This window comes from Pseudonocardia xinjiangensis (assembly GCF_012911925.1).
Lineage (GTDB): Bacteria > Actinomycetota > Actinomycetes > Mycobacteriales > Pseudonocardiaceae > Pseudonocardia > Pseudonocardia xinjiangensis.
This window is the reverse complement of sequence record NZ_JAAXKY010000012.1, coordinates 38,863-59,773: the sequence shown is the minus strand read 5'-3', so window position 1 is coordinate 59,773 and position 20,911 is coordinate 38,863. Positions and strand designations below refer to the sequence as shown.

The 20,911-nt window shown below is 72.6% G+C and carries 16 protein-coding genes; 7 read left to right on the top strand and 9 right to left on the bottom strand.

What is annotated here, in order from left to right; translation table 11 throughout:
* Window positions 1-4: 4 nt before the first annotated feature.
* Entirely contained in the window at window positions 5-2,137 is a 2,133-nt protein-coding gene (locus HF577_RS37945) for an FAD binding domain-containing protein (RefSeq protein WP_246265929.1), read from the top strand.
* A gap of 40 nt (window positions 2,138-2,177) precedes the next feature.
* Here HF577_RS37945 and HF577_RS06410 read toward each other — a convergent pair whose 3' ends face one another.
* The 7 genes from HF577_RS06410 to HF577_RS06380 form a co-directional block, all read right to left on the bottom strand.
* Window positions 2,178-3,701: an ATP-grasp domain-containing protein gene (locus tag HF577_RS06410; protein ID WP_169394808.1), complete on the bottom strand. Its 1,524-nt coding sequence runs from the start codon at window positions 3,699-3,701 to the stop codon at window positions 2,178-2,180.
* 15 nt (window positions 3,702-3,716) lie between these two features.
* Entirely contained in the window at window positions 3,717-4,346 is a 630-nt protein-coding gene (locus tag HF577_RS06405) for a DUF6875 domain-containing protein (protein ID WP_211173875.1), read from the bottom strand.
* Window positions 4,347-4,576: 230 nt separating this feature from the next.
* Window positions 4,577-5,578, bottom strand: coding sequence for a TauD/TfdA family dioxygenase (locus HF577_RS06400; protein WP_169394806.1), 1,002 nt, complete (start codon window positions 5,576-5,578; stop codon window positions 4,577-4,579).
* 57 nt (window positions 5,579-5,635) lie between these two features.
* Window positions 5,636-6,796, bottom strand: coding sequence for a hypothetical protein (locus tag HF577_RS06395; RefSeq protein WP_169394805.1), 1,161 nt, complete (start codon window positions 6,794-6,796; stop codon window positions 5,636-5,638).
* Entirely contained in the window at window positions 6,793-7,686 is an 894-nt protein-coding gene (locus HF577_RS06390) for a P-loop NTPase family protein (RefSeq protein WP_169394804.1), read from the bottom strand. Before HF577_RS06390 ends, HF577_RS06395 begins: the two co-directional genes overlap by 4 nt.
* Before the next feature lie 972 nt (window positions 7,687-8,658).
* On the bottom strand, window positions 8,659-9,615 hold the full coding sequence (locus HF577_RS37345) for a hypothetical protein (protein WP_211173874.1): 957 nt from the start codon (window positions 9,613-9,615) through the stop codon (window positions 8,659-8,661).
* The gene (locus HF577_RS06380; RefSeq protein WP_169394803.1) at window positions 9,612-10,100 is read right to left on the bottom strand and encodes an NUDIX domain-containing protein; all 489 of its coding nucleotides are present in this window, start codon (window positions 10,098-10,100) and stop codon (window positions 9,612-9,614) included. The genes HF577_RS37345 and HF577_RS06380 overlap by 4 nt, the downstream gene beginning before the upstream one ends.
* Window positions 10,101-10,498: 398 nt before the next feature.
* On the opposite strand from HF577_RS06380, the gene HF577_RS06375 reads away from it, so the two are divergent.
* Window positions 10,499-11,254, top strand: a complete 756-nt coding sequence (locus HF577_RS06375; protein ID WP_169394802.1) for a DUF742 domain-containing protein — start codon at window positions 10,499-10,501, stop codon at window positions 11,252-11,254.
* Between the two features lie 51 nt (window positions 11,255-11,305).
* Here HF577_RS06375 and HF577_RS06370 read toward each other — a convergent pair whose 3' ends face one another.
* Window positions 11,306-11,686: a hypothetical protein gene (locus HF577_RS06370; RefSeq protein WP_169394801.1), complete on the bottom strand. Its 381-nt coding sequence runs from the start codon at window positions 11,684-11,686 to the stop codon at window positions 11,306-11,308.
* Window positions 11,687-11,774: 88 nt separating this feature from the next.
* The gene (locus HF577_RS06365) at window positions 11,775-14,300 is read right to left on the bottom strand and encodes a DEAD/DEAH box helicase (RefSeq protein WP_211173873.1); all 2,526 of its coding nucleotides are present in this window, start codon (window positions 14,298-14,300) and stop codon (window positions 11,775-11,777) included.
* A gap of 113 nt (window positions 14,301-14,413) precedes the next feature.
* On the opposite strand from HF577_RS06365, the gene HF577_RS06360 reads away from it, so the two are divergent.
* The 5 genes from HF577_RS06360 (at window position 14,414) to HF577_RS06340 (ending at window position 20,905) form a co-directional block, all read left to right on the top strand.
* A complete protein-coding gene (locus tag HF577_RS06360) occupies window positions 14,414-15,997 on the top strand; it encodes an ATP-dependent DNA ligase (RefSeq protein WP_169394799.1) in 1,584 nt (527 codons plus the stop codon).
* A 58-nt stretch (window positions 15,998-16,055) separates the two neighbouring features.
* The gene (locus HF577_RS06355) at window positions 16,056-16,802 is read left to right on the top strand and encodes a beta-phosphoglucomutase family hydrolase (protein ID WP_169394798.1); all 747 of its coding nucleotides are present in this window, start codon (window positions 16,056-16,058) and stop codon (window positions 16,800-16,802) included.
* Window positions 16,803-16,945: 143 nt separating this feature from the next.
* Window positions 16,946-19,306 (top strand): glycoside hydrolase family 65 protein, encoded by a 2,361-nt coding sequence (locus HF577_RS06350; protein ID WP_169394797.1) that lies wholly within the window; start codon window positions 16,946-16,948, stop codon window positions 19,304-19,306.
* A 142-nt stretch (window positions 19,307-19,448) separates the two neighbouring features.
* Entirely contained in the window at window positions 19,449-19,808 is a 360-nt protein-coding gene (locus tag HF577_RS06345) for a TraR/DksA C4-type zinc finger protein (RefSeq protein WP_169394796.1), read from the top strand.
* 38 nt (window positions 19,809-19,846) lie between these two features.
* Complete coding sequence (locus tag HF577_RS06340) at window positions 19,847-20,905, top strand: DNA topoisomerase IB (RefSeq protein WP_312858972.1); 1,059 nt, start codon at window positions 19,847-19,849, stop codon at window positions 20,903-20,905.
* The last annotated feature ends 6 nt before the right edge of the window (window positions 20,906-20,911 follow it).

Here is a 20,911-nt window from a genome sequence, read left to right as displayed (position 1 = left end):
GCTCATGAAACCGGCACCCTTCGCCTACGTGCGCCCGGGGAGTCTCGACGACGTGCTCGCCGAGCTCGCGGGCGACGACGCCAAGGTGCTCGCCGGCGGCCAGTCGCTGGTGCCGGTGCTCGCGATGCGCCTGGGCCGGCCCGCGACGCTCGTCGACATCACCGCGGCCCGCGGGCTCGACCGGCTCGACGTCGACGGCGGCGCCCTCCACGTGGGGGCTGTGGTCCGCCAGCGCGCCGTGGAGCACGCCGACCAGGCCCGGGCCGTGCCGCTGCTCGGGATGGCGCTGCCCTTCGTCGGGCACCGGGAGCTGCGCAGCCGCGGCACCGTGTGCGGCAGCCTCGCCCACGCCGACCCGGCCGCGGAGCTCCCCGCGGTGGCCTGCTGCCTCGACGCCGAGCTGGAGGTCGCCGGCCCCCGCGGCCGCCGCACCGTCGCGGCCGAAGAGTTCTTCGCCGGCGCGATGACCACCACGGTGGCGCCCGACGAGGTGCTGGTCGCGGCCCGGTTCCCGGTGGCGGGGGCGGGGGAGGGCCACGGTTTCGCCGAGATCGCGCGCCGGCACGGCGACTTCGCGCTGGCCGGGGTGGTCACGCGGGTCCGCCGTGGTCCGGACGGCGCGGTGCTCACCGCCCGGCTCACCGCCTTCGGGGTGTCCGACCGGCCGGTGACCCGCGACGTCACCGACCTCGTGCGGACGACCGAGGGGGCCGAGGGGCTCCTGCGCGAGGCGACGGCCGGGCTCGCCGCCGACATGGTCGACACCGCGGGCGACGCGCACGGCTCCCCGGGCTACCGCCGCCGGCTGCTGGCGGTGCTGGCCGCCCGCGAGCTGGCCCGTGCCCACCGCACCGCCGCCGACGCCGCCCCCCGCCGGGAGCCGGCGACCCGGGAGCCGAACCGGAACCCGGCGCGGCCGCCCGAGCGGGCCCGGGCGCGGGTGCCTGCCCAGGAGCGGGTGGCCGTGACGTTCCGCGTGAACGGGAGCGAGGCCACCGTGCGCGTGCCGCCGCGGATGCACCTCGCCGACGCGCTGCGTGAGCACGTCGGCCTCACCGGCACCCATCTGGGCTGCGAGCACGGGGTGTGCGGGATGTGCACCGTCCTCGTCGACGGCTCAGCGGCGCGGGCGTGCCTGCTGTTCGCCGTGCAGTGCGAGGGAACCGAGATCGTCACCGTCGAAGGGCTCGGCAGGCCCGAGGAGCAGCACCCGCTGCAGCAGGCGTTCTCCGCGCACCACGCACTCCAGTGCGGCTTCTGCACCCCGGGGATGCTCATGAGCTCCTACGACCTGCTGGCCGGGCCCGGCGCCGTCACGCGTGAGGACCTGCCCGAGCAGATGTCGGGAGTGCTGTGCCGCTGCACCGGCTACCGCGGCATCCTGGCCGCCGTGGCGGACGTCGCCGCCGCCCATCCCTGCGGTGTGCCCGCGCCGCTGAACTGCGAGCCCCGCGTGCTGATGGGGCGCAGCGGAGGGTCCGGCCAGGGGCACACCGAGCAGTCGGGTGCCGGCGCTCGGGAGAGCACGCGCGGCGTCGACAGCAGCCTCGACGGCGGGGCCGATCTCACCGTCCCGGCCGGATCCCCGTCCGCGACGGTCGAGGTGACCAGCGCGCTCGGCGCTCCCGTCGACGCCGTGTGGGCGGTGCTCGACGACGTCGAGCGCATGGTCGCCTGCCTTCCCGGCGCCGCGCTCACCGAGGCACTGGGCGGCGACCGGTACCGCGGCACCGCCGGCGTGGCGCTCGGGCCGGTGAAGCTCTCGTTCGCCGGGCTCGCCCAGATCGTCGAGCGCGACGCGGATGGACACCGGCTCCGGATGATCGGCCAGGGTTCCGATGCGGGCGGCAGCGCGACGCAGGCCGACATCCGGCTGCGCGCCGAGCCGGCGCCGGGCGGCGGCAGCGTCCTGCGCGCGGACGCCGACCTCTACCTGTCGGGCCGCATCGCGCAGTTCGGGCGCGCGCTCGCCGGGGACGTCAGCAGGCGGTTGTTCGAGCAGTTCGCCATGGCCGTCGACGCCGCCGCTGCCGGACGGGAGGCACCCGCGCGCCGCGGCCCGTCCCCGCTGCGGCTCGCGATCGGCGCGCTCCTCGACGCGGTGCGCCGCCGCGTGTCGACGGTACGGAGACGCTGAGCCGGCCGGCTCGCCGCCGGCCGACTCCGCCTCCCCGGGTCTAGCCGGCGTCGAGCTCGTCGATCCCGCCGGCCTCGGCGAACCAGCCGCCGGGTCCGGGTGGCTCCGGGGCAAGCAGAGCCGTGCTCTGGCACGCGCCCCGGATCGCACTGATCACCACGTCCCCGGCCGGAACGCCCGGACCCATGTGACGGACCGCGATGCTGGCCGCGGCACCGTCGATCATGTACGGGCCGAGCACGAACGGCACCCGCCCGGTGACCTGCTCCCCGGAGTCCTGGTCGCGGAACGGCATCGTGATCCGGTCCGATCCGATGCGGTGCTGCAGGACCACCGGCGCCTCGCGAGCGGCCTCGATGACGGCGGACCAGTCCTGCTCCGAGCTCTGGCTTCCGAAGAACACGTTGTTCCCGGACTTGCCGACGGCGGGCTTCGCCACCAGCCGGTCCCGATCAGCGGTGATCCGGCGCAGCAGCGCCGCGGGCACGGCCGCATCGTCGTCCAGGCCGAGGCATGCGGTCCACGGAACGTGGGTGCGCACCAGCGCGCGGTCGGCCGGGGCGAGCACGCCGGCGTCGCAGTCCTCGTGCAGCCAGGCCAGCACCGCCTTCGAGGAGATGAGAGCCGACTCCGTGCGCGGGAACAGCGCGACGGTGCGGGCCCGGTCGGCGGCACGCAGGACGGCGAGGCCGCCGCCGTCCTCCACGATGCGGTTCCCGCCCCAGTGCAGCAGCACGAGGTCGACCGGCGCATCGCCGGCGAGCAGCCGGTCGGCGCCGTCGAGGCGGAGGTCGGCGAGATCGGCCTCGACCACCTCGATTCCCGCTCGCCGGGCGTCGGCCAGGATGGCCGGCTTGGCCGTCCCGTAGCGCTGGACCACCCCGGCGTTGTCGACCGCCCGGTACACCGGCATGAGCACCCGGCCGGTTCTGTCGTTGTCGGGCGCCATCTGGGCCCGGAGGGTGCGCAGCAGCGCCGCGGAACGCGTGGGCACGGTGGAGGGCGGCGGGTGGAGACCGCTCGCCGGGCACAGCCGCGCGTAGGCGTCCGCGAGGCGGGGCGTCACCATGGAGCCACCGAGCCGGGTGCTGTTGTTGAACTCGAGGAGACGGGGCCGCCCGTTCTCGATCAGGATGTCGGGACGGGCGTACCGGGTGAGCTCCGCCGCCACCAGCGGGCGGTCCTGGTCCATCAGCGGGAGCTCATGGGGGAAGCGGAGTACCTGGCGCAGCTCGCCCAGTGTCGAGGCCCGGCGCCGGCACGCGTCCACGGCCAGGTGCAACAGCCGGGCCGCGAGCGACTCGAGCCCCCGGTATGCCCCCTCCCCGATGATGACCGGCCGGAGTGGTTCCCAGCGCCTGCCGTCGGACTCCTGGCGCGGGTAGGACCCCCATCCGGTCGGCGTCGTCATCCGGCGGGTGAGGAACTCGCCGCGGAACTCGGCGGGAAGTGCATCCCACGTGTCCTGGACCCGGAGGTCGAGAAGCTCGCTGCCTGCGCTGCCACGAGCTTCTGCCGCGGCGAGGGGGGCGGCGGTACGGAGATCGCCTGTTGGCGAGGTCACGGTCAGCGCTCCCGACTACGCCGGCAGACCATGACGTTCGCATCCTCTGTAGTACAGCGAGAGGAGGAGCGAGTCGCGGATCCGGCCGCGCTGGAAGTGCGACCGGAAGCGTGCGTTGTATTCCTTGAACCACTTCGCTGAATGATGCAGGAAGAGGATGTCGTGCGGCGCCATGTGCCGGATGGCGAGCATGGCGACCGGGGCGACGGAGACGCGGAAGTCCGGGTTGCGCACTGCTCTCTCGTCGCAGTGGGGATGGAACTGCCCGATCATCAGGCCCGACTCCACGGCGAAGTCCTTCAGGGTGTTGTCGTACACCGCATCGAGGCGCTTCCAGCCGTCGGGGCCCATGCAGGGCATGACGATCAGCCGGCTGTCGAGCACCACCCCACTGCTCTGCGACGGGCGACCGGCCTTGCCGAACTCGATGATCTCCGCCCGGAGCTGCTCGGCCAGTTCCGACTCACTGGATCCGTGGATGTCGTGTCGCATGATGCTCTCCAGCGCGTGCTGAGCGAGCGTGCGCGGGATGAACGGGCACACCGGTCCGGACCGGCCGACTCGCCGGTCGCCGACGGACACGTACTCCCGCAGCCAGGTGTCTACTTGCCGGTGGTGCTCGTCGGAAATCGTCTCGTCCGTCATGGCGTGCCCGCCACCGGGACAGACGATATCGCGAGCACGTCGGCCCGTACGGAACTGTTCATACGACTCTTCCAATCTTGCAATGCGCCGACCTCCCTGTGGACGCGCTATCGGCGCGGCTGGGAGTCGGGACGTGCGGTCGGTTGTGGCCCGGCTGATCGGTCTGGACCGGATGGGGTCTGAGCTGGCGGGGTCTGGGCCGGCTGGGGCGTGGCCTGCGGGGTCTGGGCTCAGGTCGCCTCGTGGAAGCGCAGGCGCAGGAGATGGCGTTCCGGATCGGTGAACGCGGTGCGCCCGTGCAGCGCGACGTGGTTGTCGAAGATCATCATCCCGTCGGTGGGAATGACCTGCTGGATCTCCCCGGGACCTTCCTCGAGGTGCCTGGTCACCGTGTCCACCGCCTGGAACACCTCCGGCCTCTGGTATTCGGGATGGGCTTTGATACCCTTCCGAATCCCGTTCTTCCGCCAGCGCCACATGGGTTTCTCGGCGAGCACCGGCGCGTAGAGGTAGCCATCCGAAGAAATGCTTGCGTACTTCTTGAACGCTTCCGGAATGCGCCTGGGCAACGGCGTGTCGGTTAGTAGGCGCACCGCATCGCGACCTTCCGGGGTTTCCTCGAGCTGGTTTCTGACGACGCGCCCGTCGCGGAGCAAGGACACCCCGCCGCCGCACTGGGCGGCGCGCACGGCGTACAGGAAGAAGAAGCGCTCCGGAATGGGCAGGGCCCCGTTGTCCGTGTGGTAGCCGGCCTTGAGGTCGTTCTCCGAGAAGCTCGTATGGCCCGACGACTCGTCTCCGCGGTTCTGGACGTCCCACAGGACGTGGTCGAACGGTATGTTCGCGGTCGGGTCGCCGAGCAGCACGGCCAGTGCGAAGACGGCCTTGCGTTTGTCGTCGATCCCCAGGTCGCGCAGGCCGACCTCCTCCAGCAGCACCGCACAGGCCTCGTCGTCGTCGAACGCCGAGCGGATGCGGTCGGTGAGTGCCGTCAGTCGGGGCGCGACCTCCCGTAGTCGCTCCCGTAGGGCGACGGGATCGTGCGGAGGAGCCAGCGCCTCGCCGGGGACATCAGCTCCGTAGTGGTCGGCGAGAGCGGCCCTGACGGCGTCCTTCTCCGTCGGCCACCACGCTCGTGCCCCGTCCGTCTCCAGCCGCACGATGCTGGTGAACGATGCGGTCGTCGTCATCTGCGATACCTCCGAACCCTCGAGTCCGGCAGCCACGGTCATCTGCCGGATCGGCTCACATTCGTTTCGATTCCCGCCTGCTGTGCCGACGGGCTGGTCTCATCGAGAAGGAGAGGTCGAGTAGGCGATCGCCGGACTCCGGGGCGTCGGCGAGGTGCTTGGTGGCTCCTGTCGGCTCAGGCGCGCTCGGGCGGCCAGGGAGAGGTCGTTGTTGCTGATACCGAGGTGGATCCCGTGCCCGGCCATGGCGGCCAGCACGTCGGGGGCGAGTGCGGGGTCGGCTTCGGCCATCGCGGCCATCAGCCGGGAGAAGTGCCGCCGTTCGCGGAGGGCATCGCCGATGAAGCCCGCGGGATTGTGCCGTCCGGCCAGTTCCAGCCCGCGGAGCAGCAAGGTGTCGAAGCGTGCGGGGTCGGCGCCTGCGTCGATGACGCGCCTGCGTGCGCTCCAGCACGCGGACGCCCAGACGGTGCCGTCGGCGTGGGGATCGCTGTGCGGGCCACCCTGGAAGTGGGCCATCGTCCAGCGGGGATCGAGCTTGCGGCGCCGTTGCTCGGTCTCCGGCACGGCGTGGCGGTGCCAGCCGTAGATGTCGGGGGTGCCCAGCAGCATCGCCGTGATCACATCGGAGGTGCCTTCGTCCAGTGCGGTCTTCTTGTTCGTCTGCTGCCCTGGCGGCCGCAGCCGGTTGAGCCGGAAGTCCGCGGTGTGGCGGCACACGTGGTGGCCGACCTCGTGACAGATGATGGCCGCGTTGTGTGCCGGCGCGCAGAAGTACGGCGCGGTGCCGGGGGTGACGACGAACCCGGCGCCACCGCTCAGATGCACCTCGCCGTCCGGGCTGGCCGCGTCCGGGTCGGCTCCCAGCCCCTGCCCGGGCAGCCGGTAGTGCCCGCCGCGCCATCGGCGCGTCTGCTCGTGGATCCCGATGCGGACCAGTAGCCGCGGCAGGGGATGCCCCAGCAGCCCGCTGACGTAGCGCAGCGCCCGCTGGGCGTGGAACGCCGCGTTGACCACCCCGAACGCCCGTGCTGCCCGGTCGGCCGCCGCGCCGGCAACGGGACCACCGCCGGCGGAGGGGTCGAAGACCAGCCCCTCGCCGGTGAACAGTGCCCCGCCCCGCTCGTCGCGGACCGTCACCTCGGGCAGTACCACGTGCGCCGGCCCGACCTCGAGGACGTCCAGTTCGACCTCCCCGAGCCGGCCCGGCCCGGTTGACCAGCCGGGCGGGTCGGGGAGGTAGACAGTGGCGCGGGTCACGCGGGAACCGCCACGCCGCTCAGCAGTTCGAGCGCACCACCGGCGATCAGCTCGGCGGGCGACAGCACCGGAAGCCCGGTCGCCGCCTCGGCTTCCCGGGACGCCAGCGGGCTCGCGGTCAACAGCCCGCTCACCGCCCGCACCGGCGTGCCCAGATCCGCCATGATCCCGACGCCGGCCACGGCACTGAGCGCATCGGCCACCGCGAGCACGACCCCGTCGGCGAATCCCGCCAGACCGGCGGCCAGTCCCCGGGTCTCCTCCTGCAGCAGGCCGTCGGCGATCTCAAGCACCACCACCGACGCGCCGCGCTCGACCAGCGCGTCGCGGATCCCGACCATGGTGGCGTGCAACCGCTGCGGCGGGTAGCCGAACGTCGAGGGCATCCCGAAGTCCAGGAAGTCCACGATCTCGGACGCCCCCGCGTCCTGGTACATCCACCGGTCCTTCCCGCTCCCGGACCCGGTGACCTTGCCCGCCCCGACGCGTAACCCGGCGCTCGACCATCCGCGCACCAGCGCCGATGCCGTCGTGGTCTTGCCCGCCCCCATCGACGAGCCGACCACCACGTAGGTGCCCAACTCGGGCCGGCCCGGCGCCGGCGCCGGCATCGCGTATCCGTCCAGCGACAACGGCCGGCCGGCCGGGTCGGCCAGCAACCCCAGCACCTCCAGCACGGTGGGCTCCGCCCGCCGCGCGTGCGCCGAGGCCACCTGCCCGACCACGCCTCCCGCGGTCAACATGTGCGCCACGGTCCCCGTCGGCAGGTACCCCTCGTAGTAGTCGGTGGCGTACCGATTACCGAACGCACCCGCGACGACGTCCCCCGGATACAGCCGGACCTGCCGGCCGTGCGTGTCCTCCAGATGGTCGTGGGCCCCCACGCTCACGACCCTGGCTCCGACGAGATCACCCAACCGCGGTTCCCGGTCAAGACTCCCCAGCGTGACCGTTCCGCGATCAATCACCCCGCGGGTGACATAGCTCCACTTGGCATCCACAAACTGTTGCATCACTGGCCCCTCGCGCAGGTTCTCGATCGGATCTCCGCGCTCACGTATGGTCGTTTCACACTGCTTGCAACATCACCCGTAGCGCCCGCGGCCGGAAGCTCGGCAGGCGCGCAAAGAATCGAGTGTGTCGATGATCTCGTTGCCGGCCCCCGCCGGCGACCGAGATCGTTTCGTGCATTTTCTCTCCCGGATGGGTGTGCTCGTCATCGATCACCGGTGGCGACCGCAGACCATCCCCTTCGTCTGGGCGTCCGGTTCGTACCGGGCGCAAACCGCTCAAACGAGACCGCGTCGACGGCTGTCGCCGCAGCTAGGCAGGATGATCACGCGCCGCCTGCCCCGTCTCGTCCGGCGTTCGGCACGCAATCACAAATGTCCAGATTGACATCATGATCAATCGAAACCTGTATTGCTCCCCGCCGACGAACGGCGTCGTGATCTTCCCGAGTTGACATCCGGCCCGGTCTATTCGGCTTAAACCCGGAGCGGAGGGCGCATCGCCAGTGTAGGACAGAACCTCGGTGGCCGCCCTGATGACGCCTTCTCATCGTACGCTTGCTTCACCGACGTGCAAGGTTGTCATTTCAGCGTGGCGGATTTCATGATCCCCCGTCGAGCGGTCCGGCGGTCGACCACCATTTGCCGTGCCGCTGGTTGGCGGAGAGTAGGCGGCGATTGGTGGACAAGGGTAGGCTGGGTGGCCGTTCATACGGTTGCCGGTAAAGATTCACAAAGTGCAAAGTAAAAGATCGGCTTTAGGCAATTCGGGTCGCCGGTCGCAACTGTGAACACGCCGCGTCAGTGGAACCGCATCGAGGCATGCCGCCGGCCGGGTGGCGGCGGGGCGGGTCAGCGGGCCAGCGGTTCGGCGGTGATCAGCGCAGCCCGGCGCCCGGCGCGGCGGGCACCGAGCCAGCCGAGCAGTGTGGCGATCGCGTCCTCGGCGAACGCCCCGGGCTTGTCCGAACCGAAACGGCGCGCCGCGGCGGCGCGCAGGCGCACCCCCAGCGCGGCGGCGGCGCCGGCGGAGGCCAGGCCGACCAGCGCGGGCAGTGTCGTGTCGTACTGGTTGCGGCGGGCCATCGCCGCCGCAGAGGTGGCACCCAGCACGGCCCGGGGCAGCAGTCCCGGCAGAGCGAGCCGGCTCGGGGTGGCCGGCAGCTTGTCGGCCACGAGCTCGCCTGCGGCGGCCAGCGCGGAGATCACCGTGCCGGCGCGGCTGCCCAGCCGCGCCGCGACGGCACCGGGGTCGTCGCGGCCGGAGGTGAGGGCGATCGCGGTGACCCCTGCGGTGCTGCGGGACCCGGTGGCCGCGCCCAGCGCGGCGGCCCGCAGGAGCGTCGCCGGGCTGCCGGGGGGTACCGGCTCACGGCTCTCGGCCACGCGGGAGACGGCGACGAGGGTGGCGTGCGTGGCGACCCCGTAGACGAGGTGCGGGACGACGTCGGCGACCCAGTCGGTAGTGCTCCAGGTGCGGGGGTCGCTGATGCGCCATGCGGTGAGCGGCCCGCCGGCGGCCGCCATCGCCGCCAGCCCCAGCAGGGGGCCTCCGATCACGGTCGGCAGTCGCAGCCCGGCAGCGCGCAGCACGCCCGCCGCGCTGCCGATCGCCACCCCCGTGGCGGTGGCGGCCAGCGGACCCGGCGCGGAGAGCCTGCCGGTCCGCTCCCAGGGGTTGCGGAGCGTCTCCGGCCCGGCCGCCCGCCCGCGCACGGCCCCACCGAGGTACGTGGTCGTGCCCCGCGCTGTCGTGCCGGCGGCGCCGGCGACCGCTCCGCGGGCGAGGCCGGTCCAGCTCGAGCTCACGACGGTGCCGTACCCGGGGCGCGGGAGAGCGCACCGAGCAGCCGGTCGACGAACTCCGCCTGGGCCGTCACGAGCTTGCGCCGTGCCGTGCCGGTGTCGAACCACGCCGCGCGGTCGATCTCCGGGAACTCCCGCACGGTGCCCGACCGTGGCGGCCATTCGAGCTCGAAGACGCCGGGCGTGATGTGGTCGGCGTCGAAGTCGCCCTCCCGGGCGAAGACGGTGATCAGCTTCCCGGTCCGTTGCCGGACGGTGCCCAGCTCCAGCACCGGGCCGGGCGGAGGCGGGGAACCGAGCTCCTCGGTGAACTCGCGCTCGGCCGCTGCCTGCGCGTCCTCGCCGGGGTCGTGCTCGCCCTTCGGGACCGACCATGCGGCGTCGTCCTTGCGGGCCCAGTACGGCCCGCCCATGTGTCCGAGCAGTACCTCGACCTCACCGGCGGCACCCGGCCGGAACAGGAGCAGCCCGGCGCTCAGCACGGTCATGTCGCTGCCGGCCCGGTTGCTGATGTCCCGGTCGCCGCCGTCCCCGTTATGGCCGGGGTGGCGCGGTTGCGGCGCCGTCCCGGCGCCCGTGTCACAGCCGCCACCGGCGCAGCATGGCAGACCGCCTGCCCGCGGAGCGGGCGGCGCGCGCCGCCGCGGCCCGGACGTGTCGTCAGCTGCCCCCGTACGGCTCGGCAGTCTGGCGCGATCGGCGGCCGGACGATGGACCGGACGGCGCACCCAAGCGGAGCAAAACGGACCAATCGTGATGGCGGCGCAACGGTTGGGTAACGTACTCGTAACGCAGAGTCGCCAGGGTCTGGTGCTGGCGCGCGAGGGCCCGGCGGCGCTTCCGGTCGCCGGCACTGGCTACGGACGTCCGGAAGGAGGCCCTGCAGGTGGACCCCGACGATGCGGAGCCCACGGTCGGGCGCACCGGAGCGCGGTTCGGCGGTGGCTCCCGGCGGCGGAAGTCGAAGCGGCGCGGTCCCGGTGGGCAACCGACCTCCGAGTTGAACACCGAGGCGCTCGCGGCCGTTCCCGAGGCCGAGGCGGAGGGAAAGCCCGACCACGCACCGGATGACGGATTCGTCGTGTATCGTTCCTCGCCCGTGGGGCTCACCGGGGCGCGGTTCGGGGGAGCCCCCCGCGATCACAGCCGGAGCGCCCAAACTGACCCCCCTGACCTCGAGGAGGGACCGATCAACGGTCCATCGGCCGGTTCTGACCCGGCAGGCGCTGACCCCGCATCCGCGTACCCCTACCAGTCGGGCGGGGACTACCTCGCGTCCGGCTACGGGGCGGAGTCAGGAGCGGCGGTCGAGGGCCCCACGTCGTTCGTCCGACCCTACGTCCTGACGCGCGGTCGCACACGGTCCCAGTACGAACTGTCCATCGAGACGCTGGTCTCGGCCGTGCCCATGGCCACCAGCGGGCCCGCCGCGGCCGAGCACGAGGCCGTCATCTCGCTCTGCCAGGAGCCTCGTTCCGTCGCCGAGGTGGCGGCGCTGCTCGGCATCCCGCTCGGCGTGGCCAAGGTGATCCTGGGCGACCTGGTGGCGAACGGCGCTGTGGCGGTGCACCGCACGGTCGGCGTGGCCGGCCCGGATCTTGCGCTGATGGAGCGCGTGCTCGCCGGGCTCCGCCGGCTCTGACGACGTCCCCGCCGCGCCGGGGGAGGGGAGCCGGCCATCGGGCGCCGACGCTCAGGCCTGCGGGTCGCTCTGCTTGCGACGCCCGCCGCGCTGCATGTTGCCGGTGGTGATGCGCCTGCCGGGGTCGACCAGCCGCTTCCACTTGGCCTGCGCGGCCTGCCGGCTGCCGAGCTGCGCCTGCACGGCTTCGGCCACCTGGGCCCAGGTCAGACCGTCCTGGCGGAGCTTGCGGATGAGATCGCGCTCGTACCGGTCGGCCACCCGGTGCATCTCGTGCACGATCGCGTACCAGGCGGCTGCCGCGTCGCGGGTGAGAGGTCCGTCGGCACTGCGCTGTTTCAGGGTCTCGAGCTCCTCGGTGAGGGAGCGGGCGGCCCTCGTGACGCTGGGTTCGGCCCGTTCGAGCCAGAGGCGAGCTTCCTCGTACTTCATACTGTCAATGATACAATGACGCCAGCACAGCGGCAATGATCGGTTGACCCTCGTGGCGCCGGAGCGCCACGACGGGCGACCCAGCTGCTCAGAGGCCGCCGAGCGGCTCCACGGCGGTGATCCAGACGACGGGGGAGCCCTCCTCGTCGGAGGCCGCGAGGTCGACCTCGGCGGTGATCGCCCAGTCCCGGTCGCCTGCCGGGTCGTCGAGCACCTGCCGGACGAGCCAGCGCTCGGGCTCCTCGGTGACGGTGATCATGGCCGGTCCGCGGGCGTCGGGCCCGGTGCCGATGTCGGTGTGCTCGGCGAAGTAGGGCTCCAGCGCCGCGCGCCAGGCCTCGGCGGTCCACCCGGACTCGGCGTCGAGCTCGCCGAGCAGGTCGAAGCGCCGCAGCGCCGCCAGCTCGACGCGGCGGAACAGCGCGTTGCGCACGAGAACGCGGAAGGCGCGGACGTTGCGGGTGACCCCGGCGGGGCCCTGGTCGAGCGACGGGGGAGCGGGCTCCTCGCCCGTCCCCGCTCCGGCGGCGAGGGCCTCCCACTCGTCGAGCAGGCTGGAGTCGACCTGGCGGACGAGCTCGCCGAGCCACTCCTCGACGTCGGTGAGCTCCTCGGTCTTCGCCTCGTCGGGCACGGTCTGACGCAGGGCGCGGTAGGCGTCGGCGAGGTAGCGCAGCACCAGGCCCTCGGAGCGGGCGAGCTGGTAGTGCGAGACGTACTCGACGAAGGTCATCGACCGCTCGAACATGTCGCGGGCGACCGACTTGGGCGACAGGCGGGCGTCCTCCACCCACGGGGCGCCCCGCCGGTAGGTCTCCAGCGCGGCGTGCAGCAGCTCGTCGAGCGGCTTCGGGTACGTGACGTCCTCGAGCAGCGCCATGCGCTCCTCGTACTCGATGCCGTCGGCCTTCATCGCCGCGACGGCCTCGCCGCGGGCCTTGTTCTGCTGCGCGTAGAGCACGGCCCGCGGGTCGTCGAGCGTCGCCTCGATCACCGAGAGCACGTCCATGGGGTAGCTCGGCGCCTCCCGGTCCAGCAGCTCGATCGCGGCCAGCGCGAAGGGCGACAGCGGCTGGTTGAGGGCGAAGTCGAGCTGCAGGTCGCCGACGAGGCGCACCCGCCGGCCTTCCGCGTCGGGCTCCGGGAGCTCCTCCACCACCCCGGACGCCCGCAGCGCCCGGTAGATCGCGATGGCGCGCAGGATGTGGCGGCGCTGCCGGGGCCGCGGTTCGTGGTTGTCCTCGAGCAGGTGGCGCATGGCCGCGAACGCGTCACCCGGCCGGGAGATGACGTTCAGCAGCATCGCGTGGGTGACCTTGAAGTGGCTGGTCAGCGGCTCGGGCTGGGCGTTCTGCAGCTTCTCGAAGCTGGTCTCCGACCAGCCGACGAAGCCCTCCGGGGGTTGCTTGCGCACGATCCGCTTGCGCTTCTTGAGGTCATCGCCCGCCCGAGCGAGCAGCCGGGCGTTCTCCACCTCGTGGTCAGGTGCCTCGGCGACGACGGTGCCCACGGTGTCGTAGCCCGCGCGCCCGGCGCGGCCGGCGATCTGGTGGAACTCACGGGCCTTGAGCGGACGGGTCCGCTGCCCGTCGTACTTGGCGAGGCCGGTGAACAGTACCGTGCGGATCGGCACGTTGATCCCGACGCCGAGGGTGTCGGTGCCCGCGATGACGCGCAGCAGCCCGGCCTGGGCGAGGGTCTCCACCAGGCGCCGGTAGCGCGGGAGCATCCCGGCGTGGTGCACGCCGATGCCGTGGCGCACCAGCCGCGACAGGGTCTTGCCGAAGCCCGAGGTGAAACGGAAGTTGCCGATCACGTCGGCGATCGCCTGCTTGTCCTCCTTGGACGTGACGTTCACGCTCATCAGCGACTGCGCCCGCTCCACGGCCGACTGCTGCGTGAAGTGCACGGCGTAGACCGGCGCCTCGTGGGTCTGCAGCAGCTCGCTGATCGTCTCGTGCAGCGGGGTGAAGACGTAGCGGTAGTGCAGCGGCACCGGCCGTTCCACGGATGTGATCACCGCGGTCGGCCTGCCGGTGCGCCGGGTCAGGTCCTCCTCGAAGAAGGAGACGTCCCCCAGCGTGGCGCTCATCAGCAGGAACTGCGCCTGCGGGAGCTCGATCAGCGGCACCTGCCACGCCCAGCCGCGGTCGGGGTCGGCGTAGAAGTGGAACTCGTCCATCACCACGGATCCCACGTCGGCGTCGCGGCCGCTGCGCAGCGCGATGTTGGCCAGGATCTCCGCGGTACAGCAGATGATCGGGGCCTTCTCGTTGACCGCGGCGTCCCCGGTGAGCATCCCGACCTTGTCGGCCCCGAACACGTCGATGAGCGCGAAGAACTTCTCGCTGACCAGCGCCTTGATCGGCGCCGTGTAGAAGGTGCGCTGCCCCCGGGCCAGCGCCGCGGCGTGCGCGCCCACCGCCACCAGCGACTTCCCGGACCCGGTCGGTGTGGAGAGGATGACGTTGCTGCCGGTGACCAGCTCCAGCAGCGCCTCCTCCTGCGCCGGGTAGAGCGAGAGACCCTGCTCCTCGAACGCCCAGTCGGTGAACGCCTCGACGAGCGCGTCGGGGTCATCAGGTGTGGGTGGGAGCCGGTCGGTGAGCGTCATGATGCCCCGATCGTCTCTCGCCGGGCAGCCACGCCGGTGCGCGGGGCCCGGAACGGCCACGTCAGCGGCGCCCGCGGCGTTCGATGCCGCCGGTAACCGTTAGCGTGTGTGCCGTGACAGGGGGGCCGACTTCGGGCGAGTTGCCCGATCTCGTCCCCCCGATGCAGGCGGCCTCGGTGGCGGGGGATCCGCCGGTCGGACCGGACTGGGTGGTCGAGGTGGCCTGGACCGGCCACCGGTGCATCGCGTACGTGCAGCCCGGCAGGCGGGTGCGGCTGCTGAGCGGCGGCAACAACTCGATGAGCGCCGCCTACCCGGAGCTGTCCGAGCCGCTGCTGCGCCGCTCGCCGCCCGGCGGGATGGTGCTCGACGGCACCCTCGTCGCGCGCGGCGAGGAGCACGCGGTGCGTCCCCGCCTGCTCAAGCGCCGCAGCGCACGGCATCGTCCCTCCGACGAGACGATCCGGCGGATCCCGGTGGACTTCCAGGTGGCCGACCTGCTCTGGCTGGATGGGCACAGCACCACCGACCTGCACTACGCCGACCGGCGGGCGCTGCTCGACGGCCTCGGGTTCGCCAGCCCTCCGGTGTGGACGACGTCACCGCTGCCGGCCACCGAGCTCGACACGATGTTGGCGATCGCCGACCAGAAGGGCGCCGAAGGCCTGCATGCCCGGCACCTGCGGGGCCGCTACCACCCCGGGGGCCGCTCGCGCTTCTGGCTCCGGGTGCCCATCCGGCGCACGCGCCAGGTGCTCGTGGGCGGCTGGACACCCGCCGACCCGCGGCGTCCGGACACGGTCGGCACGCTCCTGCTCGGCGTGCCCGTCGGCGGCGGGCTGCACTACGTCGGGCGGGTGGGGGTGTCGCTGGAGCAGCGCCGCCAGCTGGCCGCCGAGCTCGTGGCCCGCAGGCTGGCGAAGCGGCCCTTCTCGGGGGAGGTGCCCGCCGATGCCGGGCGCCACGCCAGCTGGGCGGCGCCCGAGCTGGTGGGGCTCGTGGAGTTCACCGGCTGGATCGGCGGCGGCCGGATGCGCCGCCCGCACTGGCGGGGACTCCTCGCCCCGTCGGCGGTGCAGCAGGCGGGATGGGCCCGTCCGCCCGAGCCGGTGATCGAGACGCCGGCTCCGGAGCTCGCCCCGCCGGTGGAGCCGGCGGTGGCGATGTCCCCCGGCCCCGCGTCATCCGGACCCGCGGCTCCCGAACCCGTGGCGGCCGAACCCGGTGCCGGCGAGCCCGCCGCTGCCGGGCAGGTGGTGCAGGCCCGCCGCCTCGAGCAGCACTTCTTCTACAACTCGCTCAACACCATCGCCGCGCTGATCCGCACCGACCCGATGCGGGCGCGCGAGCTGCTGTTCGGTTTCGCGGACCTGTCCCGGGTGGCCGACCTGCCGGGCACGAGCACCCTCGGCCGGGAGCTCGACGCGGTGCGCGGCTACCTGCAGCTCGAGCAGGCGAGGTTCGGCGAGCGGCTACGGGTCGAGGTGGACGTCGAGAGCGGCGTCGAGCCGGTTCCCGTCAGCGCGATGCAGGTGCTCGACGTGGTGCGCAGCGCCGTGCAGCAGGAGATCGAACCGCTGCCCGACGGCGGCACCCTCGCCCTGGTCGCCCGCCGGACGGCGGCGGGTTGCGCGATCACCGTGACCGCGGGCGAACGGGCTCCGACAACGCTGCTGCTCGCGGCGCCACCCGACTGAGCGAGGGCGTGACCCGTGTACCGCCGAAGGTGATCATGGACTTCGGTACCGTGGAGAAATGCTCGGCCTTCCTGATGGCACCCGCGCGTGCCTCTTCGATCTCGACGGTGTCCTGACCGACACCGCCAGCGTGCATGCCGCCGCGTGGAAGCAGACGTTCGACGACTTCCTGCGCTCCCGTGCCGAGCACGACGGCACCCCCTTCAAGCCGTTCGACGTGAAGGCCGACTACGGCCCCTACGTCGACGGGAAGCCACGACTGGCCGGCACCGACTCGTTCCTCCGCTCCCGCGGCATCGCACTACCCGAGGGCGGCCCCGGTGACGCCCCTGACGCCGACACGGTCTACGCACTGGCCACGAGGAAGAACGAGCTCGTCCAGGAGAAGATCACGACCGTGGGCGTCACGGTCTACCCCGGTTCCGTGCGCTACCTGAAGGCCGTGAAGGAAGCCGGTCTGGCCACGGCCTGCGTCTCGTCATCGGCCAACGCGGCCCAGGTGCTCGACGTCGCCGGCCTCACCGCGTTGATCGACCACCGCGTCGATGGCGTCACGGCCCGGGAGCGGGGCCTGCCCGGCAAGCCCGCCCCCGACACGTTCCTCGCCGCGGCGGCCGACCTGAACGTCGACCGGAAGCAGGCCGTCGTGTTCGAGGACGCGCTGGCCGGAGTGGCGTCGGGTAAGGCGGGTGGGTTCGGCTTCGTCGTCGGGGTCGACCGCCTCGGGCAGGCCGACGCACTGCGGGAGCACGGCGCCGACACCGTGGTCACCGACCTCGCACAACTGCTGGAGGAGCAGCGATGAGCGAGCTTGCGAGCGAATCAGTGACACAGCGCCTGCGCGAAGCGCCGGCCGAGCGCAGCGAGGGCGAGCGATGAGCGAGCTTGCGAGCGAATCATGGACACAGTGCCGGACGAACTGCCGGCCGAGCGCAGCGAGGACGTGCAATGAGTCCTGATCCGGGACGGCCGTTCACGGTCGAGCCGTGGGTGGTACGCGAGTCCAAGCTCGACCTGGACGCGATCGGCCAGGTGGAGTCGGTGTTCGCGCTCTCCAACGGCCACATCGGGCTGCGGGGCAACCTGGACGAGGGCGAGCCCAACGCCTGGCCGGGCACCTACCTCAACTCCTTCTACGAGCGCCGCCCCCTCCCGTACGCCGAGGGTGGCTACGGCTACCCGGAGTCCGGGCAGACGATCATCAACGTCACCAACGGCAAGCTGATCCGGCTGCTCGTCGAGGACGAGCCGTTCGACCTGCGCTACGGCGAGCTACGCCGCCACGAGCGGGTGCTGGACCTGCGGGCCGGCACGCTCACCCGCGAGGTGGAGTGGGCGTCGCCGGCGGGTCGCGTGGTGTCGGTGCGCAGCACGCGCATGGTGTCGCTGACCCAGCGTGCCGTCGCGGCCATCTGCTACGAGGTGGAGGTGCTCGACGCCCCCGCCCTGCTGGTCGTGCAGTCCGAGCTGGTGGCCAACGAGCAGCTGCCGTCGCGCAGCGACGACGACCCACGGGTCGAGGCCGCACTGACCGACCCGCTGGTGGCGGAGCAGTGGCGCAGCGACGAGGCGGGCGCGATCCTGATCCACCACACGCGCCGGTCCGCGCTGCGGGTGGCGGCTGCGATGGACCACGAGGTGCACGGCCCGGACGGCGTCAAGATCACCTCGGAGGCGACCGAGGACATCGGCCGCACCACCGTGATCGCCCGGCTGGAGCCGGGGCAGAAGCTGCGGATCATCAAGTACCTGGCGTACGGCTGGTCGGCGCGCCGGTCGCAGCCCGCGCTGCACGACCAGGTGCGCGCGGCGCTGGCCGCGGCGCGCTACACCGGCTGGGAGGGGATGCTGGCGGAGCAGCGCCAGTACCTCGACGACTTCTGGGAGACCGCCGACGTCGAGATCGACGGCGACGCGGAGCTGCAGCAGGCGGTGCGGGTGGCGGTCTTCCACGTGCTGCAGGCGGGCGCCCGCGCGGAGCGGCGGGCGATCGGGGCCAAGGGGCTCACCGGCGAGGGCTACGACGGGCACACGTTCTGGGACACCGAGACGTTCTGCCTGCCGGTGCTGTCGCACCTGGCCCCGGAGGCGGCGGCCGACGCGTTGCGCTGGCGGCAGTCGATCCTGCCGATGGCCTACGAGCGGGCCGAGCAGCTGGGGCTGGGGGGCGCGGCGTTCCCGTGGCGGACGATCCGCGGGCACGAGTGCTCGGGGTACTGGCCTGCGGGCACCGCGGCGTTCCACATCAACGCCGACATCGCCGACGCGGTCCGGCGCCACGTGGCGGCCACGGGTGATGTGGACTTCGAGCGCGAGGTCGGCCTGGAGCTGCTGGTGGCCACGGCGCGGCTGTGGCGTTCGCTCGGGCACCACGACTCGGCGGGGCAGTTCCGGATCGACGGGGTGACCGGCCCGGACGAGTACACGGCCATCGTCGACAACAACGTCTACACCAACCTGATGGCGCAGCAGAACCTGCGGGTGGCCGCCGACACGGCGGCCCGCCACTCGCGCGCGGCGGCCCGGCTGGGCGTCAACGCCGAGGAGATGGCGAGCTGGCGCGACGCCGCCAAGTCGATGCGCATCCCCTACGACGAGGTGCTCGGTGTGCACCCCCAGTCGGAGGGCTTCACCAACCACCAGGGCTGGGACTTCGAGAACACCCCGCCGGAGAAGTACCCGCTCCTGCTGCACGTGCCCTACTTCGACCTCTACCGCAAGCAGGTGTCCAAGCAGGCCGACCTGGTCCTGGCGATCCAGCTGCGGCCGGAGGCGTTCACCCCGGAGCAGATGCAGCGCAACTTCGCCTACTACGAGGCGATCACGGTGCGCGACTCGTCGCTGTCAGCCTGCACACAGGCCGTCGTCGCGGCGTGGACGGGGCATCTGGACCTGGCCTACGACTACCTCGCCGAGGCGGCGCTGGTCGACCTGAACAACCTGGCGGGCAACACCGAGCACGGCGTGCACATCGCGTCGATGGCGGGCACGTGGACCGCGGTGGTGTCCGGGTTCGGCGGGATGCGGCTCGACAACGGGGGCATCGCCTTCGCGCCGCAGCTGCCGCCCGCACTGTCGCGGATCTCGTTCGGGCTGCTGTGGCAGGGCCGCCAGCTGCGCGTGGAGATCCGGCCGGGCGAGGCCGAGTACCGGCTCGTCAGCGGGGCCCCGATGCGGCTGCGCCACCACGGCGAACCACTGGCGCTGGCCGATGCCCCGCAGGTCCGGCCGATCCCGGCGTGCGAGCCCGTCGAGCCCGTCGAGCAGCCCTACGGCCGGGCGCCCAACGCCCGCCACCCGGGGAGCTGACGGCTCGCCGTTCGCCCGTTCCCCCCGTCCGTCGGTCCGCTCGGCCACCCGTACGCCTGCACCTCCCGGTGGAGGCGTACGGGTCCGGCGGGGTGGGTATGCGAGAGCGCTGATGCTTCCCGCACGTGACGGAAGGACGACCGTGGACCTCGATCGCGCCCGCAAGATGCTGACCACCGAGCTGGCCGAACTCGACGAACGCGCCCGCTTCGCCGAGCAGAGCCGGGCCGAGGCGTCGGCCGACACGCTCGGCCAGGAGGGCGCTCTCGGCCAGCACCCCGCCGACTACGGCACCGAGGTGAACACCTCGATGGAGGCCGAGCTGAGCGTCGACACGATCGAGGAGCAGCGTCGCCGGATCATCGACGCCGTGGAACGCCTCGACGCCGGCACCTACGGCCGCTGTGCGGTCTGCCACCGCGAGATCGACGACGAGCGGCTGGAGGCCCGTCCCGAGGCGGCCACGTGTCGCGAGCACGCCGACACCCCGGTGGTCACCTGACCGGTTCGCCCGTCTCTCCGGCGGGTATGGGGCGGGGTGTGAGTGAGCCACCTGCCGGACTGGTCCGGGTCGACCCCGCGACGCCCGGGCTGACGCGCCGCCGCCGCGGGCGCGGATGGAGTTTCCACGACGCGAGCGGGCTGCCGATCAGCGACCCCGTGGAGATCGCCCGGATCAAGTCGCTGGTCATTCCCCCCGCGTGGCGGGACGTGTGGATATCGCCCGACCCGAAGGGGCACATCCAGGCCGTCGGCACGGACGCGGCCGGGCGGCGCCAGTACCGGTACCACGACGAGTGGCGCCGCCTGCGCGACCGGGACAAGCACGACAGGGTCCTGAGCCTGGGGGCGCGGCTGGTCGACGTCCGCGGTGAGGTCCTGGCCCGGCTGACGGAGAAGGGCCTCGGCCGGGACCGCGTGCTGTCGGCGGGGGTTCGGATGCTCGACGTCGGGGTGTTCCGGGCAGGCGGGGAGGAGTACGCCCCCGGTGACGACGACGAGGACGGCACGTTCGGGCTGGCGACGCTGCGCCGCGAGCACGTCCGGCTCCAGCGGGGCGCCGTCCTGTTCTCCTATCCGGCCAAGGGCGGGATCCCGCGCACCCTGGCGCTGCGCGACCCGCTGCTGCACCGGGTCGTCAACTCGTTGCTGCGCCGCCGGGGCGGCGGGGACGACCTGCTCGTCTACCGCATCGGCCGGGGCTGGCACGACGTGCGTGCCGAGGATCTGAACGCGGCCGTGAAGGAGCTGATGGGGGAGCAGTACACCTGCAAGGACCTGCGGACCTGGAACGCCACCGTGCTGGCTGCGGTCACGCTGGCCGCGGGAGTGGCCCGCGGCGGCGTCCCCGAGAAGGAACGGGCCCGCAAGCGTGTGGTGAACCGGGCGATCAAGGAGGTGTCCGAGCACCTCGGCAACACCCCGACGGTGGCGCGCAACTCGTATGTCGACCCGCGGGTGCTGGAGCGCTTCGAGGAGGGGCGCACGGTGCTCCCCGCCCTGCGCAGGCTCGACGGCATCTCGGCGGTGCCCGACCTCACCGACGACACGACCCGCGCCGCAGTGGAGCGGGCGGTCGTGCGGCTCATCGGTTCCTGAGGTGCT